Source organism: Nocardiopsis quinghaiensis (assembly GCF_008638365.1).
In the GTDB taxonomy this organism is placed as follows: Bacteria; Actinomycetota; Actinomycetes; order Streptosporangiales; family Streptosporangiaceae; genus Nocardiopsis; species Nocardiopsis quinghaiensis.
On the sequence record NZ_ML703338.1, the window covers coordinates 218263 to 239350 of the forward strand.

Annotated in this window: 18 protein-coding genes; 9 read left to right on the plus strand and 9 right to left on the minus strand. The window is 71.5% G+C overall.

Annotation, left to right across the window (positions count from 1 at the left end; all coding sequences use genetic code 11):
• Positions 1 to 158: 158 nt before the first annotated feature.
• Positions 159 to 767 carry a YceI family protein gene (locus tag FYX01_RS02230; protein WP_150236957.1) on the plus strand — a complete coding sequence of 203 codons (609 nt, stop codon included), beginning with the start codon at positions 159 to 161 and terminating at the stop codon, positions 765 to 767.
• 13 nt (positions 768 to 780) lie between these two features.
• Here the strand turns inward: FYX01_RS02230 and FYX01_RS02235 are convergent, their stop codons facing one another.
• Both FYX01_RS02235 and FYX01_RS02240 read right to left on the minus strand, forming a co-directional pair.
• A complete protein-coding gene (locus FYX01_RS02235; RefSeq protein WP_150236959.1) occupies positions 781 to 1683 on the minus strand; it encodes a ribokinase in 903 nt (300 codons plus the stop codon).
• A complete protein-coding gene (locus FYX01_RS02240; protein WP_190394147.1) occupies positions 1680 to 2507 on the minus strand; it encodes an exodeoxyribonuclease III in 828 nt (275 codons plus the stop codon). The genes FYX01_RS02235 and FYX01_RS02240 overlap by 4 nt, the downstream gene beginning before the upstream one ends.
• Positions 2508 to 2798: 291 nt before the next feature.
• On the opposite strand from FYX01_RS02240, the gene FYX01_RS02245 reads away from it, so the two are divergent.
• Both FYX01_RS02245 and FYX01_RS02250 read left to right on the plus strand, forming a co-directional pair.
• On the plus strand, positions 2799 to 4739 hold the full coding sequence (locus FYX01_RS02245) for an acyl-CoA dehydrogenase family protein (RefSeq protein ID WP_150236960.1): 1941 nt from the start codon (positions 2799 to 2801) through the stop codon (positions 4737 to 4739).
• A gap of 45 nt (positions 4740 to 4784) precedes the next feature.
• A complete protein-coding gene (locus FYX01_RS02250) occupies positions 4785 to 6014 on the plus strand; it encodes a winged helix-turn-helix domain-containing protein (protein ID WP_150236961.1) in 1230 nt (409 codons plus the stop codon).
• 216 nt (positions 6015 to 6230) lie between these two features.
• Here FYX01_RS02250 and FYX01_RS02255 read toward each other — a convergent pair whose 3' ends face one another.
• Positions 6231 to 7373 (minus strand): acetyl-CoA C-acetyltransferase, encoded by a 1143-nt coding sequence (locus FYX01_RS02255; RefSeq protein ID WP_150236962.1) that lies wholly within the window; start codon positions 7371 to 7373, stop codon positions 6231 to 6233.
• 200 nt (positions 7374 to 7573) lie between these two features.
• Entirely contained in the window at positions 7574 to 9604 is a 2031-nt protein-coding gene (locus FYX01_RS02260; RefSeq protein ID WP_150236963.1) for an MDR family MFS transporter, read from the minus strand.
• A gap of 226 nt (positions 9605 to 9830) precedes the next feature.
• Here FYX01_RS02260 and FYX01_RS02265 point away from each other — a divergent pair, with 226 nt between their 5' ends.
• Positions 9831 to 10973, plus strand: a complete 1143-nt coding sequence (locus FYX01_RS02265; RefSeq protein WP_150237027.1) for an acyl-CoA dehydrogenase family protein — start codon at positions 9831 to 9833, stop codon at positions 10971 to 10973.
• 37 nt (positions 10974 to 11010) lie between these two features.
• Positions 11011 to 11178 (plus strand): hypothetical protein, encoded by a 168-nt coding sequence (locus tag FYX01_RS25980; protein ID WP_190394148.1) that lies wholly within the window; start codon positions 11011 to 11013, stop codon positions 11176 to 11178.
• Between the two features lie 242 nt (positions 11179 to 11420).
• Here the strand turns inward: FYX01_RS25980 and FYX01_RS02270 are convergent, their stop codons facing one another.
• The 3 genes from FYX01_RS02270 to pdxH form a co-directional block, all read right to left on the minus strand.
• A complete protein-coding gene (locus FYX01_RS02270; RefSeq protein WP_150236964.1) occupies positions 11421 to 13703 on the minus strand; it encodes a SpoIIE family protein phosphatase in 2283 nt (760 codons plus the stop codon).
• Between the two features lie 152 nt (positions 13704 to 13855).
• Positions 13856 to 14557 carry an iron-dependent transcriptional repressor DtxR gene (locus FYX01_RS02275; RefSeq protein ID WP_150236965.1) on the minus strand — a complete coding sequence of 234 codons (702 nt, stop codon included), beginning with the start codon at positions 14555 to 14557 and terminating at the stop codon, positions 13856 to 13858.
• Between the two features lie 426 nt (positions 14558 to 14983).
• Positions 14984 to 15637 (minus strand): pyridoxamine 5'-phosphate oxidase, encoded by a 654-nt coding sequence (pdxH, locus tag FYX01_RS02280; protein WP_150236966.1) that lies wholly within the window; start codon positions 15635 to 15637, stop codon positions 14984 to 14986.
• A 122-nt stretch (positions 15638 to 15759) separates the two neighbouring features.
• Here pdxH and serC point away from each other — a divergent pair, with 122 nt between their 5' ends.
• On the plus strand, positions 15760 to 16884 hold the full coding sequence (gene serC / locus FYX01_RS02285; protein WP_150236967.1) for a phosphoserine transaminase: 1125 nt from the start codon (positions 15760 to 15762) through the stop codon (positions 16882 to 16884).
• 93 nt (positions 16885 to 16977) lie between these two features.
• Positions 16978 to 17985 carry a glycerophosphodiester phosphodiesterase family protein gene (locus tag FYX01_RS02290; RefSeq protein WP_150236968.1) on the plus strand — a complete coding sequence of 336 codons (1008 nt, stop codon included), beginning with the start codon at positions 16978 to 16980 and terminating at the stop codon, positions 17983 to 17985.
• A gap of 4 nt (positions 17986 to 17989) precedes the next feature.
• On the opposite strand, the gene FYX01_RS02295 is transcribed toward FYX01_RS02290, so the two are convergent.
• Positions 17990 to 18439 (minus strand): VOC family protein, encoded by a 450-nt coding sequence (locus FYX01_RS02295; RefSeq protein ID WP_150236969.1) that lies wholly within the window; start codon positions 18437 to 18439, stop codon positions 17990 to 17992.
• A gap of 72 nt (positions 18440 to 18511) precedes the next feature.
• Here FYX01_RS02295 and FYX01_RS02300 point away from each other — a divergent pair, with 72 nt between their 5' ends.
• Positions 18512 to 19120, plus strand: coding sequence for a CGNR zinc finger domain-containing protein (locus tag FYX01_RS02300; protein WP_190394149.1), 609 nt, complete (start codon positions 18512 to 18514; stop codon positions 19118 to 19120).
• A gap of 9 nt (positions 19121 to 19129) precedes the next feature.
• Here the strand turns inward: FYX01_RS02300 and FYX01_RS02305 are convergent, their stop codons facing one another.
• Positions 19130 to 20182, minus strand: coding sequence for a hypothetical protein (locus FYX01_RS02305; RefSeq protein ID WP_150236970.1), 1053 nt, complete (start codon positions 20180 to 20182; stop codon positions 19130 to 19132).
• 92 nt (positions 20183 to 20274) lie between these two features.
• Here FYX01_RS02305 and FYX01_RS02310 point away from each other — a divergent pair, with 92 nt between their 5' ends.
• Positions 20275 to 21000 (plus strand): 3-keto-5-aminohexanoate cleavage protein, encoded by a 726-nt coding sequence (locus FYX01_RS02310; protein ID WP_150236972.1) that lies wholly within the window; start codon positions 20275 to 20277, stop codon positions 20998 to 21000.
• Positions 21001 to 21088: the final 88 nt, after the last annotated feature.

Genomic DNA, 21088 nt, shown 5'->3' on the forward strand with positions numbered 1-21088 from the left:
GCCATTCCGCCCCGGCCTCCTCCCGTGCCCGGCCCCCCTCCCCGCGACCGAGTCGAAGATCTCGTACCCGGCCGCGCCAGAACCTTGGTTTCCGGGCGAACGCCAGACCTAAGGTATGGACGAAAGCCATAAAAATGGACAAAAGGGAGAAACCGTCTATGACATCCACACTCACGGAGGTCGGCCCCGGTCCAGGCACCTGGTACCTGGACCCGCTGCACTCCAGTCTGATCTTCGTCGCCCGCTACCTGCGCTTCGGCCGGGTCGAGGGCACGTTCGGACGGGCCCGGGGCCGGCTCCTCGTCGCCGAGGACCCGGCGGAGTCCAGGGTGGAGGTGATCCTCGACTCGGCGAGCGTCAACACCGGCGTGGAGGCGCGCGACGCCCACCTGCGCTCCGCCGACTTCCTGGACGTGGACCGCCACCCCGAGATCCGCTTCGTGTCCACCGGCACGGAGGCGGGCGGACGCGGCCGGAACGCCTTCCGCCTGCACGGCGGTCTGACCTTCCACGGAACGACCGTGCCCACCGTCCTCGACGCCCAGTGGGTGGGCGAGGCACCCGACTACGCGTCCCCGGAGGACACCTACGGCCACTTCTTCTCCGCCACCGCCCGGATCAGCCTCGCGGACTTCGGCGTGGGCGACGGCGGCCCCCTGCCCTGGGGAGGCCGGATGGTCGGCGACACGATCGACATCGTGCTGGAGGTCCGTGTCCAGGACCGGGACCCCGCGCCGTTCCTCAGGCAGATCGGGCACATGTCCTGATCGGCGGCGGGGCTCAGCCGCCGAGCAGCGCCTCGACCTCGGCCCGGCCGGCCATCGAGGAACTGGCCCCGTGCCGCTGGACCGAGAGCGCGGCAGCCGCCGCGGCGAACCGCATCGCCTCCTCGGGACCACGGCCCTCCGCCCGGGCGACCGCGAACGAGCCGCAGAAGGCGTCGCCCGCCGCCGTGGTGTCCACCGCCTCCACCCTGCGCGCGGGAACGCGCACCACCCCGGCGCCGCGACGGCCGTGGAGCGAACCGTCCTCGCCCAGGGTCAGCAGCACCTCCGGAACCCGCTCCAGCAGCGCCGCCAGCGCCTCACGCGGATCGGTACGGCCGGTGATCGCGGCCGCCTCGTGCTGGTTGGGCACCAGGACGTCCACCGACTCCAGGAGTTCGTCGGGCAGCTCACGTGCGGGAGCCGGGGTCAGGTAGACCGGTACGCCCAGCTCGCGCCCGGTGCGCGCGGCGGAGACCACCGCCCCCATGGGCAGTTCGAGCTGGAGCAGCAGGGCGGCGCCGCCCTCGATGACCGACGCGTCGCCCTGGGCCACGCCGGCGACCTCGCCGTTGGCCCCGGGAACGACGATGATCGAGTTGCCTCCCCCGCCGTCCACGACGATGTGCGCCACACCCGACACCCCGGGCACCGTGCGCAGCCCGGACACGTCGATGCCGCGGTCCACGAGGTTGGCGCGCAGCTCCTCGCCGAAGGCGTCCTCGCCCACCGCGCCGAGGAAGGCCACGTCGGCCCCCGCCCGGGCGGCGGCGACGGCCTGGTTGGCGCCCTTGCCCCCGGGAACCTGCCGGAAGGCCGTCCCGGTGACCGTCTCACCGCTGGCGGGCACCCGGTCGACGTAGGCGACCAGGTCCATGTTCACGCTGCCGAAGACCGCGACGCGCGGCGCCGCGCTCACGGGGCCGCCTGCTTCGGCTTGGACTCGCCGCCGTCACCGTCCAGCCCCACGATGACCGGGGCATGGTCGGAGGCGCCCTTGCCCTTGCGCTCCTCACGGTCGACGCTCGCACCGCTCACGCGGTCCCTGAGCGCCGGGGAGGCGAGCACGAAGTCGATGCGCATGCCCCTGCGCTTGGGGAAGGCCAGGCCCTTGTAGTCCCAGTAGGTGTACACGCCGGGGCCGGGGGTGTGGACGCGCACGACGTCGTCGAACCCCGCGCCGACCAGCTTGTCGAAGGCCGTGCGCTCGGGCTCGGTGACGTGGGTGCTGCCCTCGAAATCGGCCATGTCCCACACGTCGTCGTCCTTGGGGGCGATGTTGAAGTCGCCGGCGTAGGCGAACTGCGCGTCGGGGTCCGCGGCCAGACTGGCGGTGCCCGCCTCGCGCAGCGCCTCCAGCCAGCGCAGCTTGTAGTGGTAGTGGGGGTGGTCGACCTCGCGCCCGTTGGGCACGTACAGGCTCCACACCCGCACACCGGCGCAGACGGCGCCGAGGGCGCGGGCCTCGGCCTCCTCGGGGTCGCCGTAGCCGGGCTGGCCCGGGAAGCCGGTCCGGACGTCCTCCAGACCGACGCGGGAGGCGATCGCGACCCCGTTCCACTGGGACAGGCCGTGGTGGGCCACCTCGTAACCGCGGTCGGTGAAGACCGACTCGGGGAACTGGTGGTCCCGGGCCTTGGTCTCCTGGATGGCGAGGACGTCGACGTCGCTCCGGTCCAGCCAGGCGCCGATCCGCTCGGCCCTGGCCCGGGCACTGTTCACATTCCATGTCGCGATACGCACAGCAAAAGGCTAGGCCATGGCGGCGACAGTACGGTGCCGGCGTCGGTGGCACGAGCAAGCCCCGGTGCGGCCGTCCTCCGCACCGGGGCGTCGCGACTCCCGGCACATGCTCGGTTGTTTCCGTCGCGCCCTGTTGGACGGCCACCCCCCTCCGGAGGTTCGCATCGGGCCAAAGGTTTTTGGCCGCCCTCCGCACGCGGGGGCGGACCACCCACGCGTAGGGGCCGTACCAGCGGGTAGCTACGTGATGCAGACCACACACAACTCCCCCTCGATGAGGTGAGAGCGCGCATGTCAACCGTCGAACCCGACACCAACACCGCTCCCGAGGTCGACGAGCGGCGGGCCCGTGCCGTGGCGGAACAGGCCCGGGAGAGCGAGTGGCACCGGCCCAGCTTCGCCAAGGAGTTGTACCTGGGGCGGTTCCGCCTGGATCTGATCCATCCCCTGACCAGGTCCGGGGAGGACGCGCGGCGCCGGGGCGAGGACTTCCTGGAGTCCCTGCGCACCTTCTGCGGGGGCATCGACTCCCAGCGCATCGAGCGTGAGGAGCGCATCCCCGACGAGGTCGTCAACGGCCTGCGCGAACTGGGCGCCCTCGGCATGAAGATCCCCGTCGAGTACGGCGGGCTCGGGCTCAGCCAGGTCTACTACAACCGTGCCCTGGCACTGGTCGGCTCGGCCTCCCCGGCGATCGGCGCTCTGCTCTCCGCCCACCAGTCCATCGGCGTCCCGCAGCCCGTCTCCATGTTCGGCACCGAGGAGCAGAAACGCAGGTTCCTTCCCCGCTGCGCGCGCGGGGACATCAGCGCGTTCCTGCTCACCGAGCCCGACGTGGGCAGCGATCCGGCACGTCTGCACGCCACCGCCACGCCCGCCGAGGACGGGGACGGGTACGTGCTGGACGGCGTGAAGCTGTGGACCACCAACGGGGTGGTGGCGGACCTGCTCGTGGTCATGGCCAGGGTGCCCGAGAGCCCCGGCCACCGGGGCGGCGTCACCGCGTTCGTCGTCGAGGGCGACTCCCCCGGCATCACCGTGGAACGGCGCAACCGGTTCATGGGCCTGCGCGGTCTGGAGAACGGCCTCACCCGGCTGCACCGGGTACGGGTCCCGGCGGAGAACCGGATCGGCGAGGAGGGGCACGGGCTGCGTATCGCGCTGTCCACCCTCAACACCGGACGGCTCTCCCTGCCCGCCATGTGCGTGGGCGCTGGCAAGTGGGCGACCAAGGTGGCCCGCGAGTGGTCCCGCGAGCGCGTCCAGTGGGGCCGCCCCGTGGGCAGGCACGAGGAGGTCGCCAAGAAGATCTCCTACATCGCCGCCACCACCTACGCGATGGAGGCCATGCTGGACCTGGCCAGCCAGATGGCCGACGACAAGCGCAACGACATCCGCATCGAGGCGGCCATCGCCAAGCTGTGGGCGTCCGAGCACGCGTACACCATCGCCGACGAACTCGTACAGATCCGCGGCGGACGCGGTTTCGAGACCGCCGACTCCCTGGCCGCGCGCGGCGAGCGCGGCGTCCCCGCCGAGCAGCTGCTGCGCGACCTGCGCATCAACCGGATCTTCGAGGGATCCACCGAGATCATGCACCTGCTCATCGCCCGCGAGGCGGTGGACGCGCACCTGTCGGTGGCCGGGGACATCATCGACCCCGAGGCCGACCGAGCCGACAAGGCCAGGGCCCTCGCCAAAGCCAGCGGGTTCTACGCGAAGTGGCTGCCCACCCTGGCCGTCGGCCAGGGGCAGGTGCCGTCGGCGTTCACCGGGTTCGGACCGCTCGCCGCCCACCTGCGGTACGTGGAGCGCACCTGCCGCAGGCTCGCCAGGTCCACGTTCTACGGGATGTCGCGCTGGCAGGGAAGGATGGAGGTCAAACAGGGCTTCCTCGCCCGGATCGTGGACATCGGCGCGGAACTGTTCGCGATGAGCGCGGTGGTCGTGCGCGCCCGTGACGACGTCGGGACCCATCCCGAGCGCGGCAGCGGCCCCCTCGAACTGGCCGACGTGTTCTGCCGCCAGTCGCGGCTGCGGATCGACACCCTCTTCGAGGGACTGTGGTCCAACACCGACACCGTGGACGGCAAGCTGTCCCGGCGCCTGATGGACGACGCCTACACGTGGTTGGAGGAGGGCGTCGTCGACCCCTCCCTGCCCGGACCGCTGATCTCACCGAGCGTTCCCGGACCGTCGAAGGAGGAGAACCAGCACCGGCGCATGGGCTGATCCCGGGGACTCCGGACTGTCGTGTGCGGGGACTACCGTGTCGACATGGCCGAACCGCATCCCCGCCGCGACGCGGACCTCTCCCTCTCCCAGGCACGCCGGATCTCGCTCGCCGCCCAGGGCCTCGATGATCCCCGGCCCGCCGGGAAGCCGACCCTCGCCCACCTGGCACGGGTGGTGCGCCGGGTGGGCGTCCTCCAGATCGACAGCGTGAACGTGCTGGCCCGCAGCCAGTACCTGCCGGTCTTCGCGCGCATGGGCGCCTACGACACCGCCCTGCTGGACCGGGCCGCCACCACCGCGGCCGGTTCCGGCGCCGCCCGGCTGGTGGAGTGCTGGGCGCACGAGGCCAGCCTGGTGCCGCCGTCCACCCGCCAGCTGATGCGCTACCGGATGGAGCAGAACCGCGAGCAGACGCGGGTGGGATGGATGAGCGGCGTCCGGGAGGAGCGGCCCGAGCTGGTCAAGGCGGTGTTCGAGGAGGTGGCCCGGATCGGCCCGGCCAGTGCCCGCGAGGTGGAGTCGGCGCTGGCGCACGACGCGCCGCGCGCCAAGAACCACTGGGGCTGGAACTGGTCCGAGGTCAAGAAGTGCCTGGAGTACCTGTTCTGGATCGGTGACCTGACCTCCAACGGCCGCAACACCCGGTTCGAGAGGCTCTACGACCTGCCCGAACGGGTGCTGCCTCCCGAGGTGCGCGCCGCACCGCGGACCACGCCGCGGGAGGCGCACCGGGAGCTGGTGTCGATCGCCGCCCGCGCCCACGGGGTGGCCACCGAGGCGTGCCTGCGCGACTACTTCCGCCTGAGGCCCGCCGAGTCCCGGGCGGCCGTCGCCGACCTGGTGGACGCCGGTGAGCTGGTACCGGTGCGGGTACGGGGCTGGGAGCGCACCGCCTACCTGCACCGGGAGGCCAGGGTTCCGCGGAGGGTGTCCGCGCGTGCGCTGCTGAGCCCGTTCGACTCGCTGGTGTGGACGCGCGGTCGCACGGAGGAGCTGTTCGGGTTCCGCTACCGGCTGGAGATCTACGTGCCCGCCGCCAAACGGGTGCACGGCTACTACGTGCTGCCCTTCCTGCTGGGCGAGGACCTGGTGGCGCGGGTGGACCTCAAGGCGGACCGGAGGTCGGGGACCCTGCTGGCGCAGCGGATCACCCTGGAGGAGGACGCTCCCGCCGAGACCGTGCCCGAGCTCATCGGGCAGTTGGAGGAGACGGCCGCCTGGCTGGGCCTGTCGAACGGCGTCGGCGGCCCGGCGCTGGCCTCCACCCCCTGAGCCTCGTCGTTCTCCAGGCCGGGGCCGGTCGCGGCGCTCAGGACCAGGCTCGGGTGTTCGTCCGTGCTGACGCCCCGGCGTTCAGCAGCGCGCTTCACACGTCGGACGAGTTCGTCTTCCGCTCTCCACGTCACCTGGCTCGTAGGGAGGTGCTGTGTGCATGCACGCAAGAGGGAATCCTGCATGCAAGCACACAGCCATGGAGGGAGACCGTCGTCAGACGCGTTCGATGATGGTGGTGTTGGCCTGGCCGCCGCCCTCGCACATGGTCTGGAGGCCGTAGCGGCCGCCGGTGCGGTGCAGCTCGTTGACCAGCTTGGTCATGAGCACGGTGCCGGTGGCGCCCAGCGGGTGGCCGAGGGCGATGGCGCCGCCGTTGGGGTTGACCTTGGCGGGGTCGGCGCCCATCTCCTGGATCCAGGACATCGGCACCGGGGCGAACGCCTCGTTGATCTCGGTGACGTCGATGTCGTCGATGCCCAGACCGGCCTTCTCCAGCGCGATCCTCGTCGCGGGGATGGGGGCGGTGAGCATGTACACCGGGTCGTCGCCGACCAGCGACAGCTGGACGATCCGGGCCAGCGGGGTCAGGCCGTGCTGCTTGACGGCGCTCTCGGAGGCGAGGAGCACCGCGCTCGCACCGATCGAGATCTGGCTGGCCACGGCCGCGGTGAGCTCCCAGTCCTCGCGCAGCGGCTTCAGGCCCGCCATCTTCTCCAGGGTGGTGTCGGGGCGCACGCCCTCGTCGCGCTCCACCCCGGCCAGGGGGGCGACCTGGTCGTCGAAGTAACCCGCCTCCAGGGCCCTGCCGGCGCGCTGGTGGCTCTCCAGCGCGAACTCCTCCATCTGCTCGCGCTTGAAGCCCCACTTCTCGCACATGAGCTGGGCGCCGCGGAACTGGGAGATCTCCTGGAGCCCGTAGCGCTCGACCCACCCGTCGCCGTACAGGCCGAGGCCGTTGTCGATGGCGTACTGGACGTTGGCTCCCATGGGGACCATGCCCATGTTCTCCACGCCGGAGGCCACGACCAGGTCCTGGGTGCCGGACATGACGCCCTGGGCGGCGAAGTGCACGGCCTGCTGGGAGGACCCGCACTGGCGGTCGATGGTGACGCCGGGGACGGATTCGGGGAGGCCCGCGGAGAGCCAGGCGGTGCGGGCGAGGTCGAGCGCCTGCGGCCCGGCCTGGCTGACGCAGCCCATGATGACGTCCTCGACCGCGGCCGGGTCGACGTCGGTGCGGGTGACGAGCTCCTTGAGCACGTGCGCTCCCAGGTCCGCCGGGTGCACGGCGGCCAGGGCGCCCTTCCTGCCGCCGACGGGGGTGCGTACTGCGCCGACGATGTATGCCTCGGCCACGGGATCCTCCAAGGGCTGGATGACGGTTACAAACCGAACTGTATTCGGTTTACTGGATCCGGCAAGACCCCGGCCCCTGGGAACCCGGATCCGTGCTGGTCGTCCACGGGTCCGCGGCCCCCGTGGCGGTGGACCGCCCGGGGCGAACCTGAGTGAAGAAGCTGGGAAGGGGGCTCCGCGCCCCTCCCCTCGGGCCGCCCTCACGCCCGGTGGGCCCCGTCGTCCAGGCGCGCGGCGTCGCCCTCGTCGCCCAGGATGTCGGTGGTGATCCGCTCCAGGGCGGCCACCACCTCGGGGTGTTCCTCGGGCCCGTAGTCGGCCAGCAGCGAGCGCAGCGCGGTGCGCTGGGCCTCGAACACCGCCCGGGCGGCCTCCGCGCCGCGCCGGTTCAGCGTCCAGGGCTCCCCCTCCCCGGCCAGGTAGCCCGCTTCGAGGAGCTCCTGGTGCACCGGTTCCCAGTAGTCCTCGGACAGCCCGGACATCTCCACCAGCTCCGCGCACGCCAGCGGCCCGGTCACGCCCAGGTGGCTGAGCACCCAGCACGCGCGGGGCGAGATCTCCAGGCCCGCCGCCTCGCGCAGGCGCCCGTACATCTCGTCGGCGCCCTCCTGGCCGCAGGCCCGGAACACCTCCTTCTCCACGTGCGCGATGGCGCTGCGGCTCCCGGCGGCCACGGGCGGGATGGACTCGTCCAGGTCCGGGGAGTCGATGGTGGTGCGCAGCGGGACCTGCCGCAGGAACAGCGCCAGCACGAACCCGGCCAGGGCGACCGGCACCGCCCCCAGGAACACGGTGTCCACGGCGTCCGCGTAGGCCTGGAGGAACGACGCCTGCGCCGCCGGGGGCAGCTGGTCCAGGCTGCGCGTGTCGCTCTCCAGGGCCGACGGGTCCATCCCGGGCGGCAGCTGGATCTGTTCGGCCCGGGCGGCCAGGTTGGCGGACAGCTGCCCGGAGAAGATCGCGCCGAACACCGCCGTGCCGAACGACCCTCCGATGGACCGGAAGAACGTCGCCGACGATGTGGCCACCCCCAGATCGGCGTAGCTGGCGGCGTTCTGCACCACCACGACCACCACCTGCATCACCAGGCCCAGGCCCACGCCGAGGACGAAGAAGTACAGCCCCATCTCCACCTGCGAGCTCTGCGGCCCCATGCGGGAGAGCAGGAACAGGCCCAGGGAGGTCACCGCCATCCCCACCACCGGATAGACCTTGTAGTGGCCGGTGCGGGTGACCAGGCGCCCGCTGGTGATCGAGGTCAGGAACAGGCCCAGCACCATCGGCAGCAGGTGCAGCCCCGAGGCCGTGGGCGACATGCCGTGCACGACCTGCAGGAACAGCGGCAGGAACGCCATCGACCCCATCATCGCGAAACCCACGCAGAGCCCGATCGCCATGGCCACCACGATGGTCGGGTTCCGGAAGAGGCTCAGCGGCATGACGGGCTCCGGGGCCCGCCGCGCGGACAGCCACCAGCCCGTGCCGAACACCGCGGACCCGACGATCAGACCGATGATCTGCGGCGACGCCCACGGGTAGACGCTGCCGCCCCACGAGGCGACCAGGGTCAGGCAGACCGCCGTGGCGGCCAGCAGCACGATCCCGGAGTAGTCGATGCTCTGTCGGCCGACGGGCCGGTGGCGCGGCAGCACCGCGAGCACCGTCGCGAAGGCCGCCACCCCCAGCGGGAGGTTGACGTAGAACACCCACCGCCAGGACAGGTGGTCGACGAACAGTCCGCCGAGCAGCGGCCCGGCCACGCTGGAGATCCCGAACACCGCGCCGAACAGTCCCTGGTACTTGCCGCGCTCCCGGGGCGAGACCACGTCGCCGATGATGGCGGAGGCGAGCACCATGAGCCCTCCGCCGCCGACGCCCTGGACCCCGCGGAAGAGGATGAGCTGGAGCATGTCCTGGGCGGTCCCGCACAGGGCCGAGCCGAACAGGAAGACGGCGATGCAGGTGAGGAAGAGCTGTTTGCGGCCGAACTGGTCGCCGAGCTTGCCCCACAGCGGTGTGACGGCGGTGACCGCGAGCAGGTAGGCGGTGATCACCCACGACAGGTGGTTGAGCCCGCCGAGGTCGGACACGATCGTCGGCAGCGCGGTGGACACGATCGTCTGGTCCAGGGCCGCCAACAGCACGGTGAGCATCAGCGCGGCCATGACGACCGCGATCCTGCTGCCCCGGTGCTCCCTGCGCTCCCGGTGCTCGGGCCCCTGCCGGACCATCGCCCTCCCTCCCAAGCGGGCCGTCCTACGACTCCTCCACCCGTGCTACCCGATCGCGCCCCGCCGCCACCCTAGGAAGGTCCCGCGGCCGCGCACGCCGGGAACCGCCGGGCGGGATTCCACGGGCACGGGAACTTTGCCCGGGCTTGGACCGCCCCCTTCAAACCCGAATATGATTCGGTTACTGTGGCGGCACCCAGTGATCACCGACACTCCGGAGCAGAGCATGAAGCGGGAACTCTTCGACGCCGACCACGACCTCTTCCGCGAATCGGTGGCCGAGTTCCTCAAGCGCGAGGTCGTCCCCTTCCACGACCGGTGGGAGAAGGACGGGATCGTGCCCCGCGAGGTCTGGGCCAAGGCGGGCGAGGTGGGCCTGCTCGGCCACGGCGTGCCCGAGGAGTACGGCGGCACCGGACTGCACGACTACCGCTACAACACCATCGTCAACGAGGAGGTCTGCCGCGCCCACGCCAGCGGTCTCGGCATCACCCTCCAGAACGACGTCATGGCCCCCTACATGGTCGGACTGACCGACGACGAGCAGAAGAAGCGCTGGCTTCCGGGGTTCGCCGGCGGCGAGCTGATCACGGCCATCGCCATGACCGAGCCCGGAGCGGGCAGCGACCTCCAGGGCATCACCACCTCGGCGGTGCGCGACGGCGACGGGTACGTCCTCAACGGTTCCAAGACCTTCATCACCAACGGCATCAACGCCGACCTGGTGATCGTGGTCGCCCGGACCGGCCCCGACGCGGGCGCGCGGGGCCTCTCCCTGATCGCGGTCGAGCGCGGCACCCCCGGCTTCGAGCGGGGCCGCAACCTCGACAAGGTCGGAATGAAGGCTCAGGACACCGCCGAACTGTTCTTCGACGACGTGCGCGTTCCGGCGGCCAACCTCATCGGCCAGGAGGGCGGCGGGTTCGTCCACCTGATGGAGAACCTGCCGCAGGAGCGGCTGTCCATCGCCACCTGCGCGGTGGCCTCCGCCGACTCCATGCTCCAGCACACCATCGGGTACTGCCGGGAGCGCACCGCCTTCGGCCGTCCGATTGGGCGCTTCCAGAACACCCGTTTTGTCCTGGCCGAGTTGGCCACCGAGGTGGACATCGCCCGTACCTACGTGGATCGCGGCATCGACCTGCTCAACCGGGGTGAGCTCACCATCGAGGACGCCGCCATGGCCAAGTGGTGGACCACCGAGCTGTGCAACAAGGTGATGGACCGTTGCCTACAGCTTCACGGCGGGTACGGGTACATGATGGAATACCCCGTGGCACGGGCCTGGCAGGACTCCCGCATCCAGACGATCTACGGCGGTACCACCGAGATCATGAAGGAGATCGTGGGGCGCGGTCTGGGACTGTGACCGCTGGAACCCCCGTTCTGGAAGGATCGGAGCTGTCATGAGCGGTGCGTGGGACGGCCTCATCGTCATGGGCCTGCTGGCCGTGCTGCTCGTGATCGGCGTGCGCAAGCTCCGCCCCAGAGTCCACATCCCGTGGACGACCGGCGGGATCGTGGTCTTCTTCGTCTTCGTGTGCCTGCTGCTGTGGGCCTGGTCCTGGCGCTAGGGACTGCTTTCCGCGTCGTTCCGGGCCCGCGTCCGCCAGGCCGCCCGCCGGCCCGAAAGCCTCCCAAGGAACACCCGCAGGCGGCCGAGAGGTCCCCCGCCCCGCCTCCTGCGCCGTGATCCCGTACTTGTGGCGCGGCGCGACGTTCGAGCCGCGCCACAAGTACGGGGCGTCCGCGGTGGGGCCTCCGGCACGGCCGGGCGGGCCTTCACCCGTGCGGGCTCCGAGGAGCCCGCACGGGGTCACTCCTCGTCGTCCTTCTCGGCTTCCTCGACCCCGTCGTCGTGCATGGGCATCTCGAACCAGACCGCCTTGCCGTCCGGGGTCGGGCGCGACCCCCACCGGCTGGCCAGCTGCTCGACCAGGTACAGGCCCCGGCCGCCCTCGTCGTCCGCGGCGGCACTGCGGATCCGGGGCAGCCGCAGGTCGTTGTCGAAGACCTCCACCCACACCGCGGACGCCCCGCGCCGCAACCGGAGAAGGAACTCCTTCTCCTCGCTCTCGGCGGGCTCGTCGCCGCCCTCCGTCGCCGCCTCCAGCAGGTCCGTCCAGTCCTCGTCGAACTCGTCGGCGGCCCCTCCGGAGCCGGACGGGCTCTCCGAGTCCAGCACCCCGAAGCCGGTGAACTCGCGGTGCACCGGGTGCGGGGTGGCGTGGATGACGACGTTGGTGACGATCTCCGAGACCAGCAGGCAGGCCAGCTCGGCCTGGTCGCGGTCCATCCCCCACTCCTTGAAGGTGTTGGCCGCGAGGTGGCGGGCCTCTCCCACGGTGGAGGCCTCCGAGCGGAACCAGCCCTCGCACAGCGCGAGCGCCTCGGAGTGGGTGCGCACGACCAGCAGCGCGGTGTCGTCGTCCAGCTCGCCCGGAACGCTGTACACGGCCGCCTCGGCGATCTGGTCCACGTCCTTGTCGGCGACCTCGGCGACCCGCTCGGCCAGCCGTTCCAGCGCCCGTTCGGGATCGGGGCTGCCGCCCACCGGCCGCCGGTCCACGAGACCGTCGGTGTACAGCACCAGAGTGGCGCCGGTGGGCAGGCTCAGGTCGGCCTGGTGGTAGACCAGGTCCTCGCCAGAGCCGCCCTTGGCGCGCACGCCCAGCACCCGGTCGGTGACCTCCAGGTCGAGCTTCTCCACCGACTCGGAGGTGACCAGCAGCGGCGGGGCGTGTCCGGCGTTGGCGTAGGACAGCTCACGCGACCAGGCGTCGTAGACCATGTAGAGGCAGCTGACGCTGGGAATCCAGGTGTCGCCGTCCGCGTCCTCCTGGCCGAGCTGACGGACCCACTCGTCGAGTTCGCGCAGGATGTCGGCGGGTTCGCGGTCGGCCAGGGCGAAGGCGCGCAGCGCGGCGCGCAGCTGCCCCATGACGGCGGCGGCGTGCGGCCCCCTGCCCTCGACGTCGCCGATGACCAGGCCGACGCGTCCGGCCGAGAGCGGGATGGCGTCGTAGAAGTCGCCGCCCACCTGGGTCTGGACACCGTGCCCGTGCGCCTGCAGCGGGCCGGCGGGCAGGTAGCGGTGGGCGATGGTCAGCCCGTCCAGGGAGGGCAGCTTGCTGGGCAGCAGGCTGCGCTGGAAGGCGAGCGCGGTGCTGCGCTCCTCCTCGAACAGGCGGGCGTTGTCGATGGCCAGGGCCACCCGGGAGGCGATGGCGCCGACGAGGTCGCGGTCGAAGCCGCCGTAGGTGCTCTTCTGCCGCGGGGAGAGCCCCGAGAGTGCCAGGGTGAGCACCCCGAGCACCTCGCCGCGGGCCCGTAGCGGGGCGGCGATGGCGGAGGTGACGCCGACCTGGCGGGAGACCTGGTCGGAGCGGGTGCTGGGCGAGTTCTCGAACAGGTACTCGCTGCTGACCACCGTCTCCAGCCGGCGCAGCGCCTGGGTGACGAAGTGGCGCTCCGGGTAGCGGACCTCCTCCCCGGCGTCGAACCAGGTCCGCGGCGGGGGCGTCCACCCCTCGGCGTGCACCGACACCTGCCTGACCAGGCGGTCGTGGTCGTAGAGGTCGATGAAGCAGTGGTCGGCGAACTGCGGGACGAGGATGCCCGCCACGCCCCTGACCGTGGAGTCGAACTCCAGCGAGCTGGCCAGGCGGCTGCCGATGCGCTCCAGCAGTCCGTACTGCTCCTCCACCCGGCCGCTGCGCAGTGCCTCGCGGGCGATGAGGGTGATGCCGTCGACCTCGCCGGACTCGGCGCGCATGGGCACGGCCTGGGCGCGCACGTGGATCCACGTGGAGTCGCCCCTGAGCACGGCGAAGGTGCCCTCCCACGGCTCGCCGCGCAGGACCCGGCGGGCCAGCTGGGAGGCGTGTTCGCGGTCCGACTCGTGGATACCGATGTCGAGCAGGGAGAGGCCGACGTAGTCGCGACCGTCCACGAAGCCGAAGAGCTCGCGCGCGAAGGGGTTCCAGTAGCGCAGCAGGCTGAAGCGGTCGATGACGACGATGGCGATCTGCGCCTGGTCCACCACGGCGGCCGTGGCGAGCGCGTCGCTCTCCCGGAAGGGCTCACCCCACCGTGTCATCTAGCCGCCACCTCGCCGTCATGAGCTGCACACATGCCCGCTCCGGGTACCCCGAACGACCGCACCTTGGGGCGAGCGTAGCAACACCGTCAACGTTCCCGCAGCGCAATGTGACAATCCTGATGAGCAACCAATCAACGTGTCCGTACGGTTCACGGCTTGGCGACGAAGATGTGTCCGGCGACCAGTGCCGGGAGTTCGGTCCCCCCGGATTCCCCGTCGATCACGCGAACCCCGTCGTCAGAGGCACGCAACACCACTTCCTGCCCCGGTTGTACCCCGCATTCGCGCAAGGTGAGCATGATGTCGGCGTCCGACTGGATCTGCTCACTGATGCGGCGCACGGTGGCGGTGATCTCGCTGTTCCCCGCGACGTCGATCATCGGGACGATGGAGTCGTCGGTGAAGGGTTCGGGGGAGTAGTCCTCCAGACCCAGCTCGTCCAGGCCCGGGATCGGGTTGCCGTGCGGGCACACCGAGGGGGCGTTGAGCAGCGTCACCAGCCGCTCCTCCACCGCCTCGGAGATCACGTGCTCCCAGCGGCAGGCCTCGATGTGCACGTCCTCCCAGGGGAGACCGATGACGTCCACGAGCAGGCGCTCGGCGAGTCGGTGCTTGCGCATGACGTGAGTGGCCAGGCGCCGTCCCTCGGCGGTCATGACGAGGTGTCTGTCGTTCTCGACCCGCAGCAGACCGTCACGCTCCATGCGGGCCACGGTCTGGCTCACCGTGGGACCGCTCTGGTGCAGACGCTCGGCGATACGGGCCCGAAGCGGAACGATCCCCTCCTCTTCGAGCTCGAAAACCGTACGGAGGTACATCTCCGTGGTGTCGATCAGCCCGTGTGCGGTCAAGTCTCCCCTCCCAAGGCTCTGTGCCCGACGCGCGGTCGCGGCGGGCACGGCGGGTCTCTCTCAACACAGGCCGGGGCGACGTCATTCCCAGGGGCCGGATGGGGACCGGGGCGTCCGCAGGACCGCGGGAGCGACCACCGATACGGCAAGCATATCGCGACACGAGGAACCCGCATTTCCGTACTGTCTCACAACGCGGACACACTCTCCCGACCGCGCGGGACCCCCGCCCCCGAACGGGGTCCTCCCGGCGCGGGACGGATGCTCCGCGTGCCTACGCACGGTCCTTCCCGGAGAAGCCCTTCCCGAACTCGCGTACGAGGCGGCGAAGATCACCCGGGGAAGCGGTGCGGAGGGGACGCGTCACCGGTCGGCCGTTCGGGGGCCTTCCGCGGTGGTCGGCGGAGCACGGGGCGGGAACCCTCCTCAGGGCATGAGGCGGTCGATCTCCCAGGTGCCGTCCTCACCCCGGAGGTAGCGGAACCGGTCGTGCATGCGGTCGGCACCGCCCTGCCAGAACTCCACCTCGCCGGGCACCAGCCGGAACCCGCCCCAGTAGGCGGGCCGGGGGATCTCCTCCCCGGCGGACCACACCGTGTCGAACTCCCGGTAGAGCCGGTCGAGTTCGACGCGGTCGACCACCGGACGCGACTGGCGCTCGCTGGCCCAGGCCCCCAGCTGCGATCCGCGCGGGCGCGAGGCGAAGTAGCGGTCGTTCTCCTCGTCACTGAGCCGTTCCACCCTCCCGGCCACCAGGACCTGCCGCCGGATGGCGTGCCAGGGGAAGACGACGCCGGCCCGGGGGTCGGTCTCCAGGGCCCGTCCCTTGCGCGAGGTGTAGTTGGTGAAGAAGCGCAGGCCGGTGCTGTCGTAGCCCTTCATCAGCACGGTGCGGGCGCGGGGCATGCCCGAGGGCTCGACGGAGGCCAGCACCATGGCGTTGGGCTCGGCGAGCCCGGACCCGTAGGCCTCCTCGAACCACAGGTGGAACTGCGTCATGGGGTGGTCTGCGAGGGAGGAGCGCGTCAGGGGCTCACCCGTGTACGGTTTGCGCAGCTCGGCGGGGTCTCTGTGGTCCACACGGGGCATCCTCTCGCGCCGGGTGTCCCACGCGCCACCCGGTCCGGAGCCACGTGGTCCCGTCTCCGAACAATCGCGGCCCTGACCGGCGGTGTCGCCACCGCCACCACTACCCTGGGACCGTGACCGACGAGATTCAGATCCCCGCGAACCTGCTGCCCTCCGACGGCCGTTTCGGCAGCGGCCCGTCCAAAGTCCGCCCCGCGCAACTCGACGCCCTGGCCTCCTCCGGTTCCCGTTACATGGGCACCTCCCACCGGCAGAAGCCGGTCAAGTCCCTGGTCTCCCGGGTGCGCGCCGGCGTGAGCGAGCTGTTCTCCCTGCCCGACGGGTACGAGGTGGTCCTCGGCAACGGCGGGACCACCGCCTTCTGGGACATCGCGGCGCACGGCCTGCTGCGCGCCAAGTCCCAGCACCTGTCCTTCGGCGAGTTCTCCGGCAAGTTCGCGAAGGTCGCCCAGGGCGCCCCGTGGCTGGAGGAGCCCACCGTCATCAGCACCGACCCCGGCAGCCACGGCGAGGCCGTCGCCGAGGCCGGTGTGGACGTGTACGCCCTCACCCACAACGAGACGTCCACCGGTGTGGCCGCGCCCATCAGGCGGGTGGCGGGCGCCGACGACGACGCGCTCGTCCTCGTGGACGCCACCAGTGGCGCGGGCGGCCTGCCCGTCGACATCGCCGAGACCGACGTCTACTACTTCGCGCCGCAGAAGAGCTTCGCCTCCGACGGCGGGCTGTGGCTGGCCGTCATGTCGCCCCGGGCCCTGGCCCGCGTGGAGGAGATCGCCGCGAGCGGCCGGTACGTCCCGGAGTTCCTCTCGCTGACCACGGCGGTCGCCAACTCCCGCAAGGACCAGACCTACAACACCCCGGCCGTGGCCACGCTGCTGCTGCTCGCCGAGCAGCTGGAGTGGATGAACGGCCGGGGCGGCCTGGAGTGGACGGTGGCGCGCACCGCCGAGTCCTCCTCGGTCCTCTACGGCTGGGCGGAGAAGTCCCCGGTCGCGACGCCGTTCGTCACCGACCCCGCCAAGCGCTCCCAGGTGGTCGGCACCATCGACTTCAGCGACGACGTCGACGCCGCCGCGGTCGCGAAGGTGCTGCGCGCCAACGGCGTGGCCGACACCGAGCCCTACCGCAAGCTGGGCCGCAACCAGCTGCGCGTGGCCATGTTCCCGGCGGTCGAGCCGGACGACGTGAGGGCGCTCACCGAGTGCGTGGACCACGTGCTCACCAAGCTGTCCTGAGCCCTGAGCGCCGCGTTGCACAATGGTGGCCGACCCGGATCCGGGTCGGCCTCCCCCTTTTCCCGGCTTCTCGCTTACCAGGACGGTTCGGCTGTGCGCAGGAACAAGAAGGAATCATCCCCCATCAAGATCATCTCGCACCGCGGCGCGCCGGGGCACCGGCCCGAGCACACCCTGGCCTCCTACGAGCTGGGGGCCAGGCACGGCGGCGACTTCATCGAGGTGGACCTGGTCGCGACCAGGGACGGGAGGCTGGTCTGCCGCCACGAACAGGAGATCGGCGGGACCACGGACGTGGCCGAGCACCCCGAGTTCGCCGACCGGCGCACCACCCGGACCGTCGACGGGCGCGAGGTGACCGGGTTCTTCGCCCAGGACTTCACCCTGGAGGAGATCCGCACGCTGCGCGCGGTGGAGCGCCTCCAGGAGATCCGTCCCGACAACGCGGCGATGGACGGGACCTACGGGATCCCGACCCTGGACGAGGTCATCGAGCTGGCGTTCTCGCTCACCGGGGAGCTGGGCCGGCCGATCGGGATCTACCCCGAGACCAAGCACCCCGCCTACCACGTGGAGCAGGGGCTGGAACTGGAGCCGGGCCTCATCAGCACCCTGCGTGAGGCCGGGCTGACCGGGCCGGAGCCGAGGGTGCCGGTCTTCCTCCAGTCCTTCGAGGCTGAGAGCCTGCGCAAGCTCGCCGGGACGGAGCTGCCGCTGGTGTACCTGATGGGCACCGAGGACCGCTGGCTGCACCACACCACCCCGGACGGCCTGGCGGAGGTGGCGTCCTTCGCGCAGGCGATCGGCCCGCACAAGAGCCTGGTCGTCCCCACCGACGAGGACGGCTCGCTGGGCGAGCCGACCGGCCTGGTGGAGAACGCGCACGAGGCCGGACTCCTGGTGCACCCGTACACGTTCCGCAGCGAGAACCACTTCCTGCCCGCCGACCTGCGCTCGGACCGCGGCCCCAAGGACTACGGGGGCTTCGCCGCCGAGTACGAGGCGTTCTTCGAGGCCGGTGTGGACGGCGTGTTCACCGACTTCTCCCGGCACGCGTTCCTGGCGCGCGAGTACTTCCTGGACCCGCAGCCCGTGGACTAGGACGTCACTGCACGTCGAACTCGTTGCCCTCGGGGTCGCGCATGGTGACGTGCGAGGACCCGTGCTCCTCCACGGTCCGGACGACGGAGGCGCCCAGCCCCTCCAGCCGCCGCACGGCCCCGTCACGGCTCTCGGGGCCCACCCGCAGGTCGATGTGCAGGCGGTTCTTCACGCTCTTGGGCTCTGGCACGGTCTTGAAGAGCACGCGCCTTCCCATGCCGGCGCCGGTGAAGTCGTCCACGGGGTCGTCGGGGTGACGGATCGCGGCGGCCTGGATCCACGCCTTGCGCCCGTCCACCTCGGTGTAGTCCTCCTCCCCCGCCATCCCGGCGGCGACCGCGTGCTCGACGATCCCGCTGTTGTCCTCGGGCTCGTACTCCAGCGCAGCGGCCCAGAAGCGGGCGAGGGGGATGGGTTCGGCGCAGTCCACGACGAGCTGCCACTCCACGGCCATCGCTGGCCTCCTCCCGGTTCGCGCGGACCCGCCTGCTGCGGCCCCGCCTGTGATTCCAGTTATACTGGTTACATGACGCGGAACACAACCGGCCTGCCGATGAATCCCCGGTCCGGGCATCCCTACGTCTTCGACCCGGGCGCGCTGTCCCTGGAACTACTGGTCACGGGCGGACCCGGCGCGTACGCGGTCCACGAGAGCCTCCACGAGCCGCGCGACCTCGCCGACTGGCTCGCGCTGTTCCGCCTGCGCCTGGATCCGGAACTGGTCGCCGTGTCCGAGACGGAGCTCACCGCCGCCCGGACGCTGCGCGACGCGCTCTGGCGCGTGGTCCTGGCCCACCTGGACGGTCGCCCCCTGCCGCCGGATGACGTCGCCGGGGTCAACCGGGCCGCCGCACGGGCGCCGCTGGCACCGGAGATGAGCCCGGAGGGGGAACGCGCCTGGTCGCTGCCCGCGGACGCCACCGCGGCGCTGTCCACCATCGCCCGCGACGCGGTCGACCTGTTCACCGGCCCCCTGGCGGACCGGATCCGCGAGTGCGGTTCGCGCGACTGCCGGCTGGTCTTCGTGGACACCTCGCGGCCCGGCCGGCGCCGCTGGTGCTCCATGGAACGCTGCGGCAACCGCCAGAAGGTCCGGGCACTGCGCGCCCGCAGGGAGACGGAGGACCCGTCGTGACAGCGCGCCTCAGCCCCGGCGGGCCAGCAGGACGATGCCGGTGATGAGCAGCGCGGCCACCGCGGCCCCGCCCACGATGAACGGCAGCGCGCTCCTGGCCTCCGGTCCGGCCGTGCCGCCCTCCTCCTCGGCGGGCGGCTCCTCCCCGGCGGCCTCCTCGGCGGCCTCCTCGACCAGGTACCGCTCCTCCAGCGGAATCCGCCAGACCGACGCGTTCAGCCCCTCGGTCCCGGCCATGAGCGCGGTTCCGTCGGGGGTGAAGGCGATGGACTCGCCCTGGTCGGACTCGGGCAGGTCGAAGGAGCCGATCGCGGAGCCGGGCACGCCCTCGGTGGAGTCGTAGACCGTGACGCCCCAGTAGGTGCGGATCGCGTAGCGGGCGCCGTCCGGGCCGAAGGCGGCGTCGGTGGCGAACAGCGGCACCGAGTCGATCCGCTCCAGCACGTGCTCGGCCCCGGGTTCCAGGGTCTCGGGCGCCGCGTACAGACCGCCGGAGAACTCCTTGGACGCCACGTACAGCCGCCCGTCACGGGGGTCGACCATCATCGACTCCGCGTCGCGCCCGCCGTCCTCGTAGGTGAGGGTGAACACCTCGGGGTCGATCAGCACGTCGGTGAGCGCCTCGGGTTCGGCGAACCGGTACACCCTCACGTCGGGCCAGCCGCCGCCGAAGTTGTCGCCGATGTCGCCCACGAGGACCGACGGCGTCCCGTCGGGGCCCTCCGTGACGGAGACCGCCTCCCAGTCGCGCCGTTCCAGGCCGAGGGTGACGGTGGCGAGCGTGCGCCCCTCCCCGTCGACCGCGTACACCTCGCTGAGGTGGTCCCCGCTGTCGTTGTGCGTCCACCACACGCCCTCGTGGCGCAGGGACGGAGCGATCCCGCTGGACTCGGAGATGCGGGGGTCACCGAACTCGAACGCGATCTCCGATCCCTCGGGGCCCTCTCCTCCACGGGGGTGGTCGATACCGTCCGACACGGGTTCGCTCGGTTCCTCGGGAAAGGCGGGGACCGGGAGGGCCGCGTAGAGCACGGCTGCGGCAAGAACGAGCGGAGTTCTCATGACCGACATCCTGCCAGGGAACCGTTCGGATGGCTTGCACCCGGGTGGTAACGGGCACATGGGGCTTACGGAGCGCCGTAAGGAGGGCCCTCATGAGGATCGTCGCCTGTCTGAACGGGGACCGCCGTCCCGGAGCGCACCCCGCCCTGCCCGTGTCCGCGGACCAGGTGGTGGCGGACGCCCACGCGGCGGTGGCCGCGGGCGCGACCGAGATCCACCTGCATCCGCGCGACCCCGGCGGTGCCGAGTCGCTGGAGCCTCAGGTGGTCGCCCCGCTGATGGAACGGCTGCGCGCCGAGGGGCCGCGGGTACCGGTGTCGTTGACCACGTCGCTGTCGGCGGAGTCCGACCCCTGGCGGCGCTACGACCTGGTGCAGCGGTGGGCGGCCTCGGCGCTGCCTGACTCGGTGACGCTGAACCTGCACGAGGCCGGGTCGGTGGACCTGGCACACCTGTTGGAGGACCGCCGGATCGGGGTGGAGGCCGGGGTGTGGACGGTGGAGTCCGCGCGCATCCTCGTCGCCACCGGGCTGGAGGTCGCCGCGGTGCTGGTGGAGCCCACACAGGTCGCGGTGGAGGACGCCAGGCGCAACGCGGACGCGATCCTGTCCCTGCTGGACCGGGCGGAGGTGGACCGGCCTCGGCTGATGCACGGGGCCGACGCCACGGCCTGGCCGGTCCTGGAGTCGGCGGTCTCCGCGGGCTACGACATCAGGATGGGGCTGGAGGACACCATGCGGCTGCCCGACGGCGAGGAGGCACACGACAACGCGGCGCTGGTCGCGCACGCGGTGAGCCTGGCCTCCGCCTCCGCCTGAGCGGCGGGCTCAGCCGAGCAGGGCGCCGAGGATCACGATGAGCATGATGGAGCCCAACACCACGGGCAGCAGCCAGCGCTGCTTGCGG